At 61.3% G+C, this 15,712-nt stretch carries 19 protein-coding genes and 1 pseudogene; 6 read left to right on the top strand and 14 right to left on the bottom strand.

All coding sequences use genetic code 11. The features are described 5' to 3' along the window. A pseudogene (locus ACM64M_RS05400) lies at positions 1 to 770 on the bottom strand (hypothetical protein); the annotation flags it as partial. Positions 771 to 1,061: 291 nt separating this feature from the next. Between ACM64M_RS05400 and astD the strand changes: the two are divergent. Next, a complete protein-coding gene (gene astD / locus ACM64M_RS05395; RefSeq protein WP_416227637.1) occupies positions 1,062 to 2,474 on the top strand; it encodes a succinylglutamate-semialdehyde dehydrogenase in 1,413 nt (470 codons plus the stop codon). 28 nt (positions 2,475 to 2,502) lie between these two features. On the opposite strand, the gene ACM64M_RS05390 is transcribed toward astD, so the two are convergent. After that, positions 2,503 to 3,288 carry a hypothetical protein gene (locus ACM64M_RS05390; protein ID WP_416227636.1) on the bottom strand — a complete coding sequence of 262 codons (786 nt, stop codon included), beginning with the start codon at positions 3,286 to 3,288 and terminating at the stop codon, positions 2,503 to 2,505. A gap of 260 nt (positions 3,289 to 3,548) precedes the next feature. On the opposite strand from ACM64M_RS05390, the gene rarD reads away from it, so the two are divergent. After that, complete coding sequence (gene rarD, locus ACM64M_RS05385) at positions 3,549 to 4,475, top strand: EamA family transporter RarD (protein ID WP_416227635.1); 927 nt, start codon at positions 3,549 to 3,551, stop codon at positions 4,473 to 4,475. Here rarD and pyrC read toward each other — a convergent pair. Beyond that, positions 4,472 to 5,509, bottom strand: a complete 1,038-nt coding sequence (gene pyrC, locus ACM64M_RS05380) for a dihydroorotase (protein WP_416227634.1) — start codon at positions 5,507 to 5,509, stop codon at positions 4,472 to 4,474. The two genes, rarD and pyrC, sit on opposite strands and share 4 nt — an antisense overlap. A 67-nt stretch (positions 5,510 to 5,576) precedes the next feature. On the opposite strand from pyrC, the gene ACM64M_RS05375 reads away from it, so the two are divergent. Together ACM64M_RS05375 and ACM64M_RS05370 are read left to right on the top strand one after the other, a co-directional pair. After that, entirely contained in the window at positions 5,577 to 6,479 is a 903-nt protein-coding gene (locus ACM64M_RS05375) for an ATP-grasp domain-containing protein (protein ID WP_416227633.1), read from the top strand. Continuing rightward, positions 6,476 to 7,255, top strand: a complete 780-nt coding sequence (locus ACM64M_RS05370) for a YgfZ/GcvT domain-containing protein (protein WP_416227632.1) — start codon at positions 6,476 to 6,478, stop codon at positions 7,253 to 7,255. The genes ACM64M_RS05375 and ACM64M_RS05370 overlap by 4 nt, the downstream gene beginning before the upstream one ends. Here the strand turns inward: ACM64M_RS05370 and ACM64M_RS05365 are convergent. The 4 genes from ACM64M_RS05365 to rplU all read right to left on the bottom strand — a co-directional run bounded on the left by ACM64M_RS05365 (position 7,243) and on the right by rplU (position 9,403). Beyond that, positions 7,243 to 7,842, bottom strand: coding sequence for a TetR/AcrR family transcriptional regulator (locus tag ACM64M_RS05365; protein WP_416227631.1), 600 nt, complete (start codon positions 7,840 to 7,842; stop codon positions 7,243 to 7,245). The two genes, ACM64M_RS05370 and ACM64M_RS05365, sit on opposite strands and share 13 nt — an antisense overlap. A 53-nt stretch (positions 7,843 to 7,895) precedes the next feature. Then, positions 7,896 to 8,441, bottom strand: coding sequence for a GNAT family N-acetyltransferase (locus tag ACM64M_RS05360; RefSeq protein ID WP_416227630.1), 546 nt, complete (start codon positions 8,439 to 8,441; stop codon positions 7,896 to 7,898). A 215-nt stretch (positions 8,442 to 8,656) separates the two neighbouring features. Then, a complete protein-coding gene (rpmA, locus tag ACM64M_RS05355) occupies positions 8,657 to 8,926 on the bottom strand; it encodes a 50S ribosomal protein L27 (protein ID WP_416227629.1) in 270 nt (89 codons plus the stop codon). 12 nt (positions 8,927 to 8,938) lie between these two features. After that, positions 8,939 to 9,403, bottom strand: a complete 465-nt coding sequence (rplU, locus tag ACM64M_RS05350) for a 50S ribosomal protein L21 (protein ID WP_416227628.1) — start codon at positions 9,401 to 9,403, stop codon at positions 8,939 to 8,941. A gap of 287 nt (positions 9,404 to 9,690) precedes the next feature. Here rplU and ACM64M_RS05345 point away from each other — a divergent pair, with 287 nt between their 5' ends. Beyond that, entirely contained in the window at positions 9,691 to 10,191 is a 501-nt protein-coding gene (locus tag ACM64M_RS05345) for a hypothetical protein (protein ID WP_416227627.1), read from the top strand. Further along, positions 10,188 to 10,877, top strand: coding sequence for a Crp/Fnr family transcriptional regulator (locus tag ACM64M_RS05340; protein WP_416227626.1), 690 nt, complete (start codon positions 10,188 to 10,190; stop codon positions 10,875 to 10,877). Before ACM64M_RS05345 ends, ACM64M_RS05340 begins: the two co-directional genes overlap by 4 nt. Here the strand turns inward: ACM64M_RS05340 and ACM64M_RS05335 are convergent. Genes ACM64M_RS05335 through thrC form a run of 7 tightly spaced genes read right to left on the bottom strand, consistent with a single transcriptional unit; the run spans position 10,874 to position 15,689 of the window. Continuing rightward, entirely contained in the window at positions 10,874 to 11,383 is a 510-nt protein-coding gene (locus ACM64M_RS05335; RefSeq protein WP_416227625.1) for a molybdenum cofactor biosynthesis protein MoaE, read from the bottom strand. The genes ACM64M_RS05340 and ACM64M_RS05335 overlap by 4 nt on opposite strands. After that, the gene (locus ACM64M_RS05330) at positions 11,346 to 11,582 is read right to left on the bottom strand and encodes a MoaD/ThiS family protein (protein WP_416227650.1); all 237 of its coding nucleotides are present in this window, start codon (positions 11,580 to 11,582) and stop codon (positions 11,346 to 11,348) included. Before ACM64M_RS05330 ends, ACM64M_RS05335 begins: the two co-directional genes overlap by 38 nt. A gap of 10 nt (positions 11,583 to 11,592) precedes the next feature. Continuing rightward, the gene (gene moaA / locus ACM64M_RS05325) at positions 11,593 to 12,624 is read right to left on the bottom strand and encodes a GTP 3',8-cyclase MoaA (protein ID WP_416227649.1); all 1,032 of its coding nucleotides are present in this window, start codon (positions 12,622 to 12,624) and stop codon (positions 11,593 to 11,595) included. A 22-nt stretch (positions 12,625 to 12,646) separates the two neighbouring features. Further along, positions 12,647 to 12,964, bottom strand: coding sequence for a Rossmann fold domain-containing protein (locus ACM64M_RS05320; protein ID WP_416227624.1), 318 nt, complete (start codon positions 12,962 to 12,964; stop codon positions 12,647 to 12,649). A 7-nt stretch (positions 12,965 to 12,971) separates the two neighbouring features. After that, on the bottom strand, positions 12,972 to 13,349 hold the full coding sequence (locus tag ACM64M_RS05315; RefSeq protein WP_416227623.1) for a dihydroneopterin aldolase: 378 nt from the start codon (positions 13,347 to 13,349) through the stop codon (positions 12,972 to 12,974). 13 nt (positions 13,350 to 13,362) lie between these two features. Continuing rightward, a complete protein-coding gene (locus ACM64M_RS05310) occupies positions 13,363 to 14,262 on the bottom strand; it encodes a class I SAM-dependent methyltransferase (RefSeq protein WP_416227622.1) in 900 nt (299 codons plus the stop codon). Next, positions 14,262 to 15,689: a threonine synthase gene (thrC, locus tag ACM64M_RS05305; protein ID WP_416227621.1), complete on the bottom strand. Its 1,428-nt coding sequence runs from the start codon at positions 15,687 to 15,689 to the stop codon at positions 14,262 to 14,264. The genes ACM64M_RS05310 and thrC overlap by 1 nt, the downstream gene beginning before the upstream one ends. Positions 15,690 to 15,712: the final 23 nt, after the last annotated feature.

Here is a 15,712-nt window from a genome sequence, read left to right as displayed (position 1 = left end):
CCCTGTGCAATCGAGAAATCGCTGTTGGCAATCGCCGCTTCACCTATCGCCAGCGAGCGCACGCCCAAAGCGTTGGCGAGGTGACCGAAAGCATGGGCGCGTTCTGCGTCTGCTACTGATCGCCAGCCAACGGCGGTAGCGCCCGGACCCTGTGCGAAGGCTTCGCCGCCAATTGCGGTCGTCGAATTGCCATCTGCGGTCGCACCTGTGCCGGCATCATCTCCGCCAATGGCGACTGCGTCCACGCCGGTCGCCGATGAATTGTTGCCGATTGCAATCGATGCTGCGCTGTTGGCGGAGGAATCGAAGCCCAATGCGGTCGAATCGGTGCCCAGAGCCTGTGCGGAGTTACCAATCGCGGTGGCAAATTCGGCAAAGGCTTGCGAATTGCCGCCCAGCGCCGTTGCGCGGTCGCTGTTGGCAAAGGCGTTGCCGCCGAGCGCCGTCGTGCCGCGTTCGGTTGCACGGGCGTTCTGCCCCACGGCGGTAGCCCCAAGTCCAGTTGCGCGCGAATTCACACCAACTGATGTCGATTCGTCGCCGCTGGCTTCTGCATTCGTGCCGCACGCGAGTGAATCAGCCCCGGTCGCCGTAGCGCCGCCGACCGTATCCACCCCATCTGTGGCTGTGCCATCGCCGTTGGTGTCGAGCAGGCATTCTTCCTGCGCCATAGCGGGCGTGGCGGTAACGCCCATACCGATAACAGCAGCGATAACCGCGCTCGATGCCGAAAGGCTAAGCGCAGAGATTTTAAGTGTATTGAATGCCATCAGACTATTCCCCCTGTGTGGCCCGCCAAGGGAAGCGAGCCGAGACTATTGAACCAGCGATTCGACCCGAAAGGGGGCACAGTTTCCCTGCACTGCCGCGTTTCTCGCAGCTATCTCCCCTTGCATCACCGGAGCACACTAACCGATCCCATCGTTAAGTGAAAGTGCCGAGCATATCCGCGTTTACCCTAGGATTTTTGAAATTCTCCCGTTACCCAAATTGATTAACCATAGTTGGGTAAGAACCGAGCATGGCTGCGCGAGCAAACATCAACTGGAAGAGCGGGCAAGGTGACTGACAATATTCTCGTTTCTTACGCTCCAGCGACCGGGGAGGAAATCTGGCGCGGTGCCCACGGCAATGTTGACGAAGCGGTCAGCCGTGCACGGCGCGCCTGGCCCGCCTGGGCGGCGCTGGCGCTGGGAACCAGGATCGAAGTCGCTCGCCGGTTTGCCAATGAAGTGCGCACCGATCACGAAAAGCTCGCCGATCTGATCGCGGCGGAAACGGGCAAACCCTTGTGGGAAGCCCGGACCGAAGTCGACGCGGTGGTCGCCAAGATTGACATTTCGGTGCAGGCCTATGCCGAACGCACCGGCAAAAAGAAGTTCGACAGCGCCTTGCAAGGCAGTTCTGCTGTGCGGCACAAACCTCACGGGGTGATGGCGGTGCTAGGGCCGTATAATTTTCCAGCGCATCTGCCCAATGGGCACATGATCCCGGCACTGATCGCGGGCAATGTCGTGCTGTTCAAACCTTCGGAAAAGACACCTGCGGTGGGCGAAGCGCTGATCGCCTGCTGGAATCGCAGCGGTGCTGCGGAAAACACCGTTCAAATCATCATCGGCGGACCCGATGAAGGCAAGGCTCTGGTAGCGCATCCGGGCGTGGACGGGGTGTTGTTCACCGGGTCAGCGCAGGCGGGCATCGCCATCAATCGCAAACTGGCCGCCAATCCAGGCAAGCTCGTCGCGCTGGAAATGGGCGGCAACAACCCGATTGTGGTGATGGACACACCCAAGATGTCCGACGCCGCAGCGCTGGTGATCCAGAGTGCGTTTACCTCTGCCGGACAGCGCTGCACAGCGGCGCGGCGATTGATCGTGCTCGATAGCGCCTATGATGCATTAATGGCCGAATTGCTGCCCATGGCGCGAAAGCTGATCGTGGGCGACCCTTTTGCCGAACCGCAGCCCTTCATGGGGCCAGTGATCGACAACGATACGGCCGACGGGCTCAGTGAGAGCTTTCTGGCGCTGCTCACGGCGGGCGGCAAGGCACTGTTGCATATGCGCAAGCCCGACCCGGACCGGCCATTCCTGACCCCTGGCATTATCGATACCACCAATATGCCCGACCGCCCCGATGTCGAATTGTTCGGACCCCTGCTTCAGGTCATTCGCGTGCCCGATCTGGATGCCGGGATTGCCGAGGCGAACAACACCCGCTTTGGCCTTTCAGCGGCGCTGATTGGCGGAACACCAGAGGATTATGGGCGGTTCTGGGCCAATATTCGTGCCGGGATCATCAATTGGAACCGGCCCACCAATGGCGCATCGTCATCGGCGCCGTTTGGCGGCATCGGCCTGTCAGGCAATCACCGTCCGGCAGCCTATTACGCAGCGGATTATTGTGCCTATCCGGTTGCCAGCACTGAAATGGATCAACCGCGTGCCAATATCGGGGTTGGGCTTAAGGAATAGGCGAGCACGAATTAACGCTGTTTTGCGTCTATTTGCGCCAATGAACCACATCAACGGCGGTCATTCCGCCCGCCGCTTTGCGCACATGCACCGCCAATTGCTGATCGCGTCGCTCTGCGCGGAGCGATGATTCGGGCGCGGCAAAGCGTTCAATCCGAAATCTTTCGCGGTCCGCTTTGGTAAAGTGATACTCGAGCGCTTCGTCCACCCCGACCGGCGTCAGGTAACGCACAACCCGGATCACGCAATTGCCCTGATCGACGCCCGCAGCCTGCTGCACCATGCCGTGCGGCATAATCGCAGAGGTCGGCGGCAGATTGGCAGACCATTGCAGATCACCGTCCATCGCGGCGATGCAATCGGTCCGGCTGCCCACCGCTTCCACGATTTCAGCGGCGGTATTAAGTCCGGCAAGCGACGGGCTTCCTTTGCCTGCGGAGGCAGCGGGCAACGGCGGAATTTGCCCATTTTCGACCAGTTCGCTGCGCATCGCCTCGCGCGCACGGTTCGCCATATCGTCCGAGGCCTGCACCGGCGGCAGCGGGTGGCCATCGCGCAAGGCGATCACGGCATTGGCTTCGTTGCGCCATGCGAGATCGGGATCAACCATCAACGGATCGTTCAGCGCGCGCGACAAGAGCGGGTCCTGAACCGCAGCCTCTGCGGGCACATCGTCATTGTTCCCACTGCAAGCGGCCAGCGCACAGAGAGCCGGGGCCAGGCACATCACAAAGGCGGCGCGGAATTGCATCGTGTCGCTTTGCCCGGTTTTGGTTAATTTTCGCTTTGCAGGCCGCTCACCTTTCGCGTTCATATAGGCGAAAGCGCCCCCACCCCCTTGCTCGGGAATGAGAGCGCCTTCCGCGGTCGGTGGGGACCGCGCCCGGGCCACATGGTGGGAGTGGCCAGAGACAAATCTCGACTTAGTGTTCATCTTTATGAGCATTAATATGAACATATGAAGAGCAGGCCTGTCGGCCACCGTTCATCTTTCTCGGTCTGTGGATGGCTAGATTTGGGCGCAAGGACGCGCGCTTGCGCTTAACCAATGCGCGGCCTAGGGGCCTTGCATCCATGCCAATCTCCCCACCCCAAACCGCTGGCGCAGCGCCGTCCGGTGTGCCCGCCGCGCTAGGCGCCTATGTGATCTGGGGCTTTCTGCCGCTTTATCTGCTGCTGGTGACCAGCGTCCCGCCGGTCGAATTTGTCGGCTGGCGGATCATCTGGACGCTGCCATTCTGCCTGTTGATTGTGGCCTTTAGAAAGCAGTTTCCAGCCCTGCGCGCCGCGCTATCCAAACCGCGCACCGTGATCGCGCTTTTGGCGAGTGCGGTGCTGATCGCGGTCAATTGGCTCGTCTATATCTGGGCGATCATGCAACATCAGGTCTATGCCGCCAGCCTCGGCTATTATCTCAACCCGCTGCTCAACGTCCTGCTCGGCACGTTGATCCTCGGCGAACGCCTGACCCGTTGGCAATGGCTGGCGGTCGCTATCGCCGCTAGCGCGGTCGCGCTGCTGTCTGCGGGGGCGCTGACAACATTGTGGATCAGTTTGACACTGGCTTTCAGCTTTGCGCTTTATGGCATTGTTCGCAAACAAATTGATGTCGGCTCGCTCCCGGGTCTCACCATTGAAAGCGGCATCTTGCTGCTGCCCGCAGTCGGCGCCGCATGGTGGTATTCCGCGAGCGCGGGCGGTTCGTCGTTCGGGAACGAATGGTTCCTCAGCCTCGCCATTGTTTTTTCCGGGGTGGTGACGGCGGTGCCGCTGCTGCTGTTTGCGATCGCGGCAAAACGGATGAGCTATTCTGCGCTCGGCTTTATCCAATATCTCGCGCCGACCATCGTTTTCATTCTGGGCCTCACCGTGTTCGGCCAGCAATTGCGCCCGGTGCAACTCGGTAGCTTCATCCTGATCTGGATTGCGGTGGCGATATTTGTGGCGGATTTATGGAATCGCAACCGGCAAGCGAAAGCGGCGGTTCGGGCGGCGGTTTAGGAAACCATTCGCCAGCCGAGCACCTGCCCGGCGTGCCACGGAACGATTTCCTCACCCACCAGCATCAGGCTTTCGGGAACCTGCGTTTCGCCGCGTTCTAGCGTGATTGTATCGGCATTCACCGGCAGGCCGTAAAACGCCGGACCGTGGAGCGAGGCAAAGCCTTCGAACAGGTCCAGCGCGCCTTCTTCGTCAAACACCGTCAGATAGCTTTCGAGCGCAAACGGCGCGTTGAATATCCCGGCGCATCCACAGGCGGTCTCCTTGGCGCTGCGCAAATGCGGCGCACTGTCAGTGCCGAGGAAGAATTTGGGCGACCCCGAGGTCGCTGCCGCGCGCAGCGCCAGCCGATGCCGTTCACGCTTGGCCACGGGCAAACAGTAATTGTGCGGCTGAATCCCCCCCACCAGCATGGCGTTGCGGTTGATATGCAGATGCTGCGGCGTGATTGTCGCGGCGACATTCGGGCCGCAGCTTTCCACAAACGTCGCTGCATCGGCGGTGGTGATATGTTCAAAGACCACTTTAAGCTGCGGAAAATTCTCCGCAATCGCGCGCAAGTGCCGTTCGATAAACTCCGCCTCACGGTCGAACACGTCGACATCACGATCGGTGACTTCGCCGTGAACACACAGCACGATCCCCTCCGCCTCCATCCGCGCAAGCACCGGATAAATCCTCGTCACATCGCTGACCCCATGCGCCGAATTGGTGGTGGCATTGGCGGGATAGAGTTTGGCTGCGGTAAACACGCCTTGCTCCGCGCCGCGCGCCAGATCATCGGGATCGGTAGTGTCAGTCAGATAACAGATCATCAGCGGAGTAAAGGCAGCGCCCTGCGGCACTGCGGCCAAAATCCGCCCTCGATACTCCTCCGCCTGCGCCGCCGTGGTCACCGGCGGGGAGAGATTGGGCATTACAATCGCGCGGCCAAACTGGCGCGCAGTATAGGGCACGACGCCGCGCATGATCTCGCCATCGCGGAAATGCAGGTGCCAATCATCGGGGCGGCGGATCGTCAGCGTGTTTATCATCGCCCAGTCCCTTAAGCGCGCTGCTCAGGGCTTTCCAGTCCCCCCGCGCACGCTTAGACGGGCGGGCATGACGACAATCGGATTTCTCGCCTGCGAAACCACCTTGCCGCTGCCATGGGGCGGCATCGGGGATAGGCGCGGCGACGCCTTTGAACACGATCTGATGACCGCTGCGCTTGAACCGGCCTTTGCGCAGGCCAATCTGACGCTGAAGGTGATCGATTGGGAGGCACCGCTCGATCACTTTGCCGGTCTCGACCTGATCATTTTGGGCACTGCGTGGAATTATCAGGACAAACCCGATGCGTTCTTGGCCAAGATTGGCGAGTTGGAGGCGCGCGGCATACCGGTGTGCAATTCGGCCGAAGTCGTTCGATGGAATATCAACAAGACTTACTTGCGCGAATTGGCCAAACGCGGCGCAGCAACCATTCCGACCCGCTGGTTTTCCAATGTCAGCCAAGCGGATCTGATTGACGCCTTTGCCGCGTTCGATTGCGACCGGTTGGTGGTCAAACTACAGGTGGGCGCAGGCGCATTGGGGCAAGTGTTGATCCACAGCGAGGCGCTGCCCGGTGCAGACTGGCGGTTTGGGCACGCGGCGATGGTGCAGCCGTTCCTGCCCGCCATTGCCGAAGAGGGTGAGTTCAGCTTTATCTTTATCGGCGGGGAATTGAGCCATGCCCTGCGCAAACGCCCGGCGAAAGGCGATTACCGCATCCAATCGCTGTATGGCGGGATCGAAAGCGCCTATGATCCGACCACCGAGGAACTTGCCGCTGCCAGCGCCATCATCGCCGCTTTTCCCTTTGCTGCGCCGCTCTATGCGCGGATCGACATGCTGCGCGGTTCGAGCAATTCGCTGATGGTCATGGAAGCCGAACTGATCGAACCCTATCTCTATCCCGAACAGGGGCCCCAGCTGGGAGATCGTCTGGCCTGCGCGATATTGAAGAGATTGGAACTATGACCGCTACAATTCTGAAAAATCGAGCAATCATCCGCCTCACCGCGCGCGAACATGGCGAAGATGTGCGCGGCTTTCTCCAAGGGCTGGTGACCAATGACGTTTCTGCCGCGCTCCCCATCTCCGGACCAGTCTATGCTGCGCTGCTTTCCGCGCAGGGCAAAGCCATGTTCGATTTTTTCGTTTGGGACGGCAGCATTGGCGGCGGGACCGGCGACGGCGATGGCACGGTGCTGATCGATTGCGAGGCGGAATTTGCGGAGGAGCTGGTCAAGCGCCTTTCGCTCTACCGGCTGCGGCGAAAGATTGACATTGCCCGCGATGACGGCCTGACGGTGCACTGGTCGCGTGCGCCTCACAAGGAAGCAGCGGCTGACCCGCGCTTGCCGGATTTGGGCTATCGCTGGATCGGTGCGAGGTCCCCGGACGGCGAAAGCGCTGACCACGATTACCTCGCGCACCGCCTTTCAAATGGCGTGCCCGAAGGGCGCCGCGAACTGGGCGATATATTGTGGCTTGAAACCAATGCCATCGAACTGAACGGCGTTAGCTTTGCAAAGGGTTGTTATGTCGGGCAGGAAAACACCGCGCGGATGAACTGGCGGCAGAAGGTCAACCGGCGACTGGTGGTTGTCGCGCTTGACGCATCAGACGAAAAGCGCCGCAAGGCTGCCTATCCCGACCTGGGACTGGCGGTCGACCATCTGCGCGTCGCCGACCTCGACCCGGACGCCTTGCCCGACTGGCAGAGTGCGGCGATCGTCGATCAGGCCGGTTGATGTTCCGCCATTGATGCTTCGAGATTGGCGGCCGCGCGCACCCGCGCAGTGTCGCGCGGCAGGCCCAGCGAATTGGCCAGCGCCGCGCCGATCAAGGCATCGCCCAAGGCCAGCAACACCAGGCTGAGCGTGTCCTTGTGCAAATGTTTGGGATCGTCGTCATGGTGCGCAGCTTCTCCCGGCGCGATCTCGTCAACCAGATCGTGAATTGTCGAGATGATCGGATTGAGCGCATCCTCATTGCCGGTCAGCAGCATCCAACTGGTAAGCGCCCCTGCCCCTTCGCGGTCAAACGCATCGAATGCCAGATCCACCACCTCGCGCGCCGAGCCAAGCCCGGCGCGGCTGGCGTGAACCGCGTCCTTGATCGTCTCGCACACGGTCCGCGCAAGATGTTCGGCGAGCGCTTTTTGCAGGCCAGATGCCGACCCGAAATGGTGGAGGAGATTGGCGTGGGTGCGTCCGATCCGCCCCGCGACCGCTTTCAGCGTTACCGATTGCGGACCGGTTTCGATCAACAGCTCGCGCGCCGCCTGCAGCGCAAAATTGCGCGATTCTTCGGGACTCAATCGTTTGCGACTTTTCATTGCGTCAAAGTTTAGTCGAAATATTTGCGGGGAACAAGGAAGCGCAGCCGCGCTTATGCCGCCTGCATTTCCCCATCTGCGGCTGCGTCGGTCAGGTCGAGGGCGTATTCCGCCGCCGCTGACTTGCCGCTGCGCGCGCAGGAATAGCGCTGAGCGACGCGGCCGGTAGGAACAAAGCCCAGCTTTTTAAGGACCGCGCCCGCCGCGGGATTGTCGAGAAAATGCGACCCCATAATACGCTGGTAACCAAGCGCACGCGCTATGGCGATCACCGCCCGGCCCGCTTCGCTGGCATAGCCGCGCCCCCAATGCTTCCGGGCAATCCAGTAACCGATTTCGATCGAGCCTTCCTCATCGGGCACTGGATCGATGCCGATGCAGCCGACAACGGAGGCATCGCACGCCCGCGTGACAAGGAAACGCGGAGTGCGCGGATGAGCGGGTAGTGCAGTGAAAGCGCGCGCGTCCTGTTCGCCATAGGGCCAGGGGGCACTCGCCAGATTGCGCACCACGCCTTCTTCGGCAATGCCGGAAAAAATCCCCTGCCAATCCTCTGGCCACACCGGTCTGAGCAGTAATCTTTCGCTGCGATGGAACATCCTTCATCCCTCCTCGCCCCGCACCGCCCGCTTAAGGATGCTGCGTGACGCTATCGTTGCCGCAGGATGTCTTTCCTACGGACCGTTGCGAGGGAGAGACGAAAAAAGGGAGACAGACCCCCCGGTGGTCGGGGTGGTCCTTCTCCCTCTACGCGGCCGGTTGTTTCACCGGCCAGGACCGCCCCGTTGGACGATCCTTTGCATGAACCGTCCGGTTATTCGGCTGCTTGAGCAATCATATCGACCGACACATATTTGCGGCCAAGCTTGCCCTTGTGGAATCGCACCACACCTTCGCCAAGCGCGAACAGGGTGTGATCCTTGCCCATGCCGACATTGGTGCCCGGATAGAATTTGGTGCCGCGCTGACGCACGAGAATGTTGCCGCCGATCACGCCCTGACCGCCGAACTTCTTCACACCAAGGCGGCGACCTGCTGAGTCGCGACCGTTACGCGATGAACCGCCTGCTTTTTTATGTGCCATGGGTCCTGATCCTTACTTGGCGTCGTCAGCCGCAGGGGCCGACTTTGAGGCAGCGGCTGTCTTGGCCGGTGCCTTTTTGGCTGGGGTTTTCTTGGCCGGAGCGGCCTTGGTTTCGGCTTCTATCGCGGGTGCTGCAGCGGTTTTCGCAGCTGCCTTCTTGGCCGGAGCCTTGGCCGCACCTTCGCCAACATCGGTGATGCGCAACAGCGTCATCTGCTGACGATGGCCTGCCTTGCGGCGATAATTGTGGCGGCGTTTCTTTTTGAAAACGATCACCTTTTCGCTTTTGGCTTGGGCGATGATTTCGGCCGAAACGCTCACTTTGGAAGCGTCTGCAATCGCATCGCCTTCACCTGCGAGCAGCACGTCACCCAAAGTGACAGTGTCGCCTGCTTCGCCAGCAAGCTTTTCAACGGCAATTTTGTCTCCAGCGGCAACCCGATATTGCTTGCCGCCAGTGCGCACTATCGCGAACATGGCTTTTTACTCTCAATCTCTTGCTATGTCCGAACAGGCGTAAAACTCGCGCCAATCGAACGGCCTATTGCATGGCAGCTCAAGCGCCGCGAACGTGCAGCGCCGGAAAGATGCGTGCCGTTAAGGGAAGCGGGCCCGCAAGTCAACGAGAGTCTTGGGAGAAAATCTCTCGAACCAGCAAAACCCGGAACCGCATTTTGTCTGCCAAATTTTGGCAGACGGGGTACGCCGCGCCGCACTCCCGCCTTTGCCGAGCGGCAAAGCCATGATAACAGCCCGCCAGGATCATGACCAAGGCAATTCTTCCAATTCTTACTTCGGGCCTTGTCGCGGCGCTATTGGCTGGCTGCGCGCAAAGCAGCGACAAATACCCCTCGCTGGCAATCCGCCCTGCCGAACGGGTGGGCGCACCGATGACAGCTCCGACGCCTGCCCCTACCACATCGGCGCAGGCGTTCGAACGGATCAAGGCCGCCGCCGAAGCAGCGCGGGCGGTGCATCAACAATTCATCGCGCGTCAACCCGATGCGCTGCGGCGCGCGCAGGCCGCGCGAGGCCTGGGTATGGATGACAACCGCCGCGCGGCCGCAGAAATTGCCTTGTCCGACCTCAAGTCATTGCACGGCCAGACCGCGCTGAGCCTCAGCGACCTTGATCGGCTCGAATTCGAATCGGCCAGCACCTTTGCCGCGACCAATGACATCAACGCCGCGCAGGCATTGGTCGGAGAGATATTGTCCCGGCAGACCGCGCTGATGGATGCAGTTGCCAAAGAATTCCAGCGGTGAACCTCACGTGTGAAACCTGCCCGGTAAAGGACAGCGCCGCATGTTCGGTGCTTTCCATCGATGAACGCGATGCGCTCGCCGCTGCAGGCCGAACCCGGATGCTAAGACGCGGAGAGATGCTGTTCGCAGCGGGCGATGACATGGCGGCCTGCGCCACGCTGATTTCCGGTGCACTCAAAGTGTCGGCGGTCGACCGAGAGGGGACCGAGCAGATCCTCGCGCTGGTTCACCCTTCCGGCTTCATCGGAGAGCTGTTTGCGCCCTTCGCCCATCACGATGTCGTCGCGCTGACCGATAGCAAGCTGTGCACCTTTGCCCGCGCCGATATCGAACGTGCAATTGACACTTATCCCGCGCTGGCCCGCGCCCTGCTGCGGCGCGCGCAGGAAGACTTGCTGGCCACACGCAATTTGCTGGAATTGACCGGGCATGCCAGCGCCGAGGCGCGACTGGCGGCATTGCTGCATGATTTCGCCGCGGCGGCGAGCACATCGCCCTGTCACCTCGCCAGCACGTTTGATTTGCCGCTGACTCGCGGAGAAATCGCCAATATGCTGGGCCTGACGATCGAAACCGTCAGCCGCAAACTGGGTGAGATCGAGGAATGCGGCGCAATCGTCCGCAAGGGAAAACGCGGGATCGAAGTGACCAACGCCGAACTGCTTCAATCGCTCTCAGGACGTTAGAGCGGTTTCCAACGCGCCAAATCTTCGTGATCTTCGCCGCGTGGTTCGATCCAGTGCCATGCGCTTCCGCTATCGTTAGTCCGCAATTCGCGTTTCCAAAACCACGCCGCGCTTTTCAGATGATCCATGCAGAAATCGACCGCACCAATCGCATCGCGGCGGTGGCGCGCTGCTGCACAGACGCAGACAATCGGATCGCCCGGATCAAGCCGCCCGGTGCGGTGCAGCATGGCCAGTCCCATCAGATCGAACCGCGCGTCCGCCCGCTCCGCCAGATCGACCATCCCGGGCAAAGTTAGCGGTTCGTAGTGGGTCAGTTCGAGCGCCTCGACCCCGCCGGTGACGCGAACCTTGCCGATAAAGCTGGCAATCCCACCAGCCCCGGGGGTGCGTAAAGACAACGCCTCAATCGCACCATTAGGATCGAACGGCGAGTTCAGCAGGCGGATGTCGAACACCGCGCGGCCCTCAGCCGCCTGAAACGGGCGGCAGCAAGGCGACTTCATCGCCGTCCTGCGCGTGCAAAGCGGTCTTGTCCGCCAGCACCCTTCCCCCGCAGGCTACATTCACCCGCTCGCCCGCCAATTGTTCGGCCACGCTGTCGCTTACTGCGCCAAGCAGTCCCGCCCAATCCAGCGGAGCGCTGACCTCGCATGTCTCTGCCCCTTGCAGATCGCGCAGCGGACCGAGAAACAGGATGGTCACCGCCAAAGTCCTACCCCCCCGTCATCGACATATGCCGCGCAAGATGCGGGGCTGCACCGCGTTCATCCATGCGGAAAAGATGCTTTTCCGGCTTGATCGTCATCGCCTGTTCGAACGCGCGTGCCAGTTCTTCCTGCGGCGCGCCCGAACGCAAGGCGGCGCGCAGATCGACTCGCTCGCTCCCGCCGAGGCACGGATACAGCTGACCCGTGGCGGTCACCCGCAGCCGGTTGCAACTGGCGCAAAAATTGTTCGAATGCGGTGTGATGAAACCCAACCGCCCGCCTGTTTCGGCAATATCGACGTAGCGCGCCGGACCACCGGTCGAAGCGTCATTGTCCACCAGCGTCCAGCGCTGCTCCAACCGCGCCCGCACCGTGTTGAGCGGCAGATATTGATCGAGCCGCTCCTCCTCCACGTCACCCAGTGGCATGACCTCGATCAGCGTCACTTCATGACCCTGAGCATGCGCCCAACTGATAAGGTCGGGCAATTCGTCCTCGTTTACGCCTTTGAGCGCCACTGCGTTCAATTTGACCTTAAGCCCAGCCGCGCGCGCTGCGGCGATCCCCTCCATCACCTGCGGCAAAGCATCGCGGCGGGTAAGCTCGGCAAATTTCGCGCGGTCTAGCGTGTCCAGCGAGATGTTCACACGGCGCACTCCCGCTTCGGCCAGCGCCTCCGCGTGGCCGGCCAGCTGGGTCGCATTGGTGGTGAGCGTCAGTTCTTCCAGCCCCGTCCCCAGCCGCCTTCCCAGCGCCGCAAACAGGTCCATAATGTCGCGCCGCACCAACGGCTCACCGCCGGTGATACGGATCTTGGTCACTCCGCGATCGATAAAGCCGCTCGCCAGATCAAACAGTTCTTCCAGCGTCAGCACTTCGCGTTTGGGCAGAAATGTCATGCGTTCGGGCATGCAATAGGAGCAGCGCAGATCGCAGCGGTCGGTGACCGACAGGCGCAAGTAGGAAATCCGGCGTTTGAAACCATCGATCAACGGAGCGCCCCCGCGCGAAGGGCTTCTCCCGTCCAGAAGGATCATATCCGGTGTGCGGCGAGCGATTTCATTCATGCGCAGCAAGATACTGTCCCGTGACGCCCGGCGCATCCCCCAAATATGCCAGCATGGCGGAGGCCGCGTCTGCCCCGTCAGCGCCAATGACGTTCACCCGCTTTGGCGCATGGGCGCGGGCAAGATCACGCGCCAGTGTTCGCCGCCAATCGTCATAATCGACGCCTGCTGCGGGCAGGACAATCGCCAGCGCAGCGGTTTCCTTCTCGGCCAGCAAGGCGCGGGCGCGCGGCAAATGGTTCTGCATGAAATCCGCGCTGGCATCGATGCCGTTTTGCGGCAGGTGAGCGATTTCCAGAACAACCTGCATCGCGGCCTTATCCGCCGGGCCGTTCGCGGTGCAGCGTAATGCCGATCTGTTCATTCGCTTCGGCAATGGCGAGCTTCACGATCTTCACCGTCACCGCCTGAACCCGCGCATCCTGCACAAACAGCGTTTCGCAAATGTGATCGGCGACCGCCTCGATCAGTTTGAAATGCACACCCTTTGGCAGGCCGTCGGTGGCCGCGAATTTGATGTCCATGTAATTCTTGCTTGCATCGAGCGACGTATCAGGAGCGTAATGACCGGCCACATCATAGCGCACCTGAATGGTGAAGCGCAGTGGTTGCGGCTTGCCGGTTTCTTCCGAATAAATGCCGGTCAGGACATCCACTTCGAGATCGGCGACTTCGAGAATGAGCGAATCGTTCATAGGTGCAGCGCCTTTAGCCCGGATTGCTCCACCTTGCGAAGATTGCTGTGGGCAACAAACGCCCGCCCTCACCCACCTCGCGCACGGCAAGGTCGCCGTGTTCGATGACGCCCGGCAGGCCGCGCAAGGCTTCGTCCAGCAGGCCGGCAATCGCCAAGCTGCTCATCCGCACTGCATAGACAGTGAGGAACAGGAATGCGCTATTGGCATCCAGCAAATTTGCGCAGTCTTCGATAAGCGGCGGCAGGCCCTCTTCTAGCCGCCACGTCTCATTCTTTGGCCCGCGTCCGAATTTGGGCGGGTCGAGGATTATTCCGTCATAGCGCCGTTCGCGCCGCACTTCGCGCGCGGTGAATTTGGCGGCATCATCAACCAGCCACCGGATCGGCGCTGCTTCCATGCTCGACAGCGCCGCGTTTTCCCGTGCCTGCGCCACCGACTTCTTTGACGCATCGACATGCGTGACGCTGCCATGGCGGCTGAGCGCCAGACTGCCAAGGCCAGTGTATCCGAACATGTTGAGGGTTTCGGCATCCTCGCGCCCGGCAAGCTGCTCGCGCATCCAGTCCCAAACCGGGGCCATATCGGGGAAGAATTGCAAATGGCGGAACGGTGTCGGCAACGCGGTAAACTGGACCTCGTTCCATGTCAGGTTCCAGCCATCGGCAGGCACTTCGCGCGCGAACACCCAGCGCCCGCCGCCGTCTTCATCCGAGCCGGGTATAAATTCGCCGTCTGCGTCCCAATCGTCGCGGCGCGGCTGCCACATGGCCTGCGGTTCGGGACGGATAAAGGTGTAGGGGCCAAAGCCTTCCCATTTGCGCCCCGCTCCGCTGTCGATCAGGCGATAGGATTGCGCATCGGGCCAGCCCGCGCATTCCATGATGATCGGTGATGCGGCGAACCGCGCCATCAGCTGGCCGAATCCGCCGCATGTTGCAGCACAAAATCGCGCGAAGCATCGTATGTGCCGGGCAGTTCGGTGAAGCGCTCCTCGCGCCCGAACAGATCGCCGACGCGCGGGGGAAGCGAGGGGCGAACGCCAACGGCGCGTTCCACCGCTTCGCGGAACTTTGCGGGGTGCGCGGTGGCAAGCGTGACAATCGGGGTGCCTGGTTCAACCTGTCCCGCAGCAGGCGCGGCAAGGCTGGCGTGCAGTCCCACGCCAGTGTGCGGGTCGATCACTTGCGCGGCGCTGCGCCAGGCCCATTGCATCGCGCGGGCGGTTTCTTTCTGGTCGGCGCGGGCGCTGGTGAACAGCTTGGCTGCACCTTGGCGCTGCGCATTGGTGAGCTGCATCGCGTGGCTGTCGTCAAAGCCCTGCATCTGCGCTGCCAGCGCCGCGCCATCGCGGCCCCCGCAATCGAACAACAGCCGTTCAAAATTCGAGCTGACCTGAATGTCCATCGACGGGGTAATTGTCTGGGTCGTGGAGCCAGCCGAATAATCCCCGGATGTCAGCGCGCGGTGGAGAATGTCATTGACGTTGGTGGCTACGATCAACCGTTCAATCGGCAAACCCATCTGCGCCGCGACATAGCCTGCGAATACGTCGCCGAAATTGCCGGTCGGTACGCTATAGGCAATCTTGCGATCAGGCGCGCCCAATTGCAATGCGGAATAGAAGTAATAGACCACCTGCGCCATGAGTCGTGCCCAGTTGATCGAATTGACCGCGCCGAGGTTGAGCGGGCCGCCAACCGAATGGGCAACCTCCGGGTCGGAAAACATGCGTTTCACATGCCGCTGCGCATCATCAAAACTGCCATCGATGGCGAGATTGTGGATGTTCGGCGCCCGCACCGTGGTCATCTGGCGACGCTGCACCTCGCTCACCCGGCCATTGGGGTGGAGCATGAAAATCTCGATCCGCTCACGCCCCGCGACCGCATTGATCGCAGCCGAACCCGTGTCACCGCTGGTCGCGCCGACGATGGTCAGACGCTTGCCGCGCCGTTCGAGAAAGGTTTCAAACAAATGGCCAAGCAATTGCAGCGCCACATCCTTGAATGCCAGCGTGGGGCCGTGGAACAGTTCGAGCAGCCAATGCGTCTCGTTCAATTGCACCAACGGTGTAACCGCTGCATGGCCGAAATCGCCGTAGACGGTTTTGCACAGGGCTTCGAGTTCAGCCTCGGTCAGGCTACCCGCGACAAAGGGCCGCATGATACGCGCGGCGAGCGCAGCGTAGGACAGCCCGCGCATAGCCCTGATCTCGGCCTCGCTGAGGCGCGGCCATTCGCGCGGCAGATACAATCCGCCGTCGGATGCCAGGCCAGCCAAAGTGGCCCCTTCGAAATCGAGTGCGGGCGCGCTGCCCCTGGTAGAGATGTATTCCATGGTGGATTCGCGGTTAGCGATGG

This window comes from Qipengyuania sp. ASV99 (genome assembly GCF_047872805.1).
Taxonomy (GTDB): Bacteria; Pseudomonadota; Alphaproteobacteria; order Sphingomonadales; family Sphingomonadaceae; genus Erythrobacter.
Note: the sequence above shows the minus strand (reverse complement) of the source record. Positions and strands in the feature narration are given on the sequence as shown.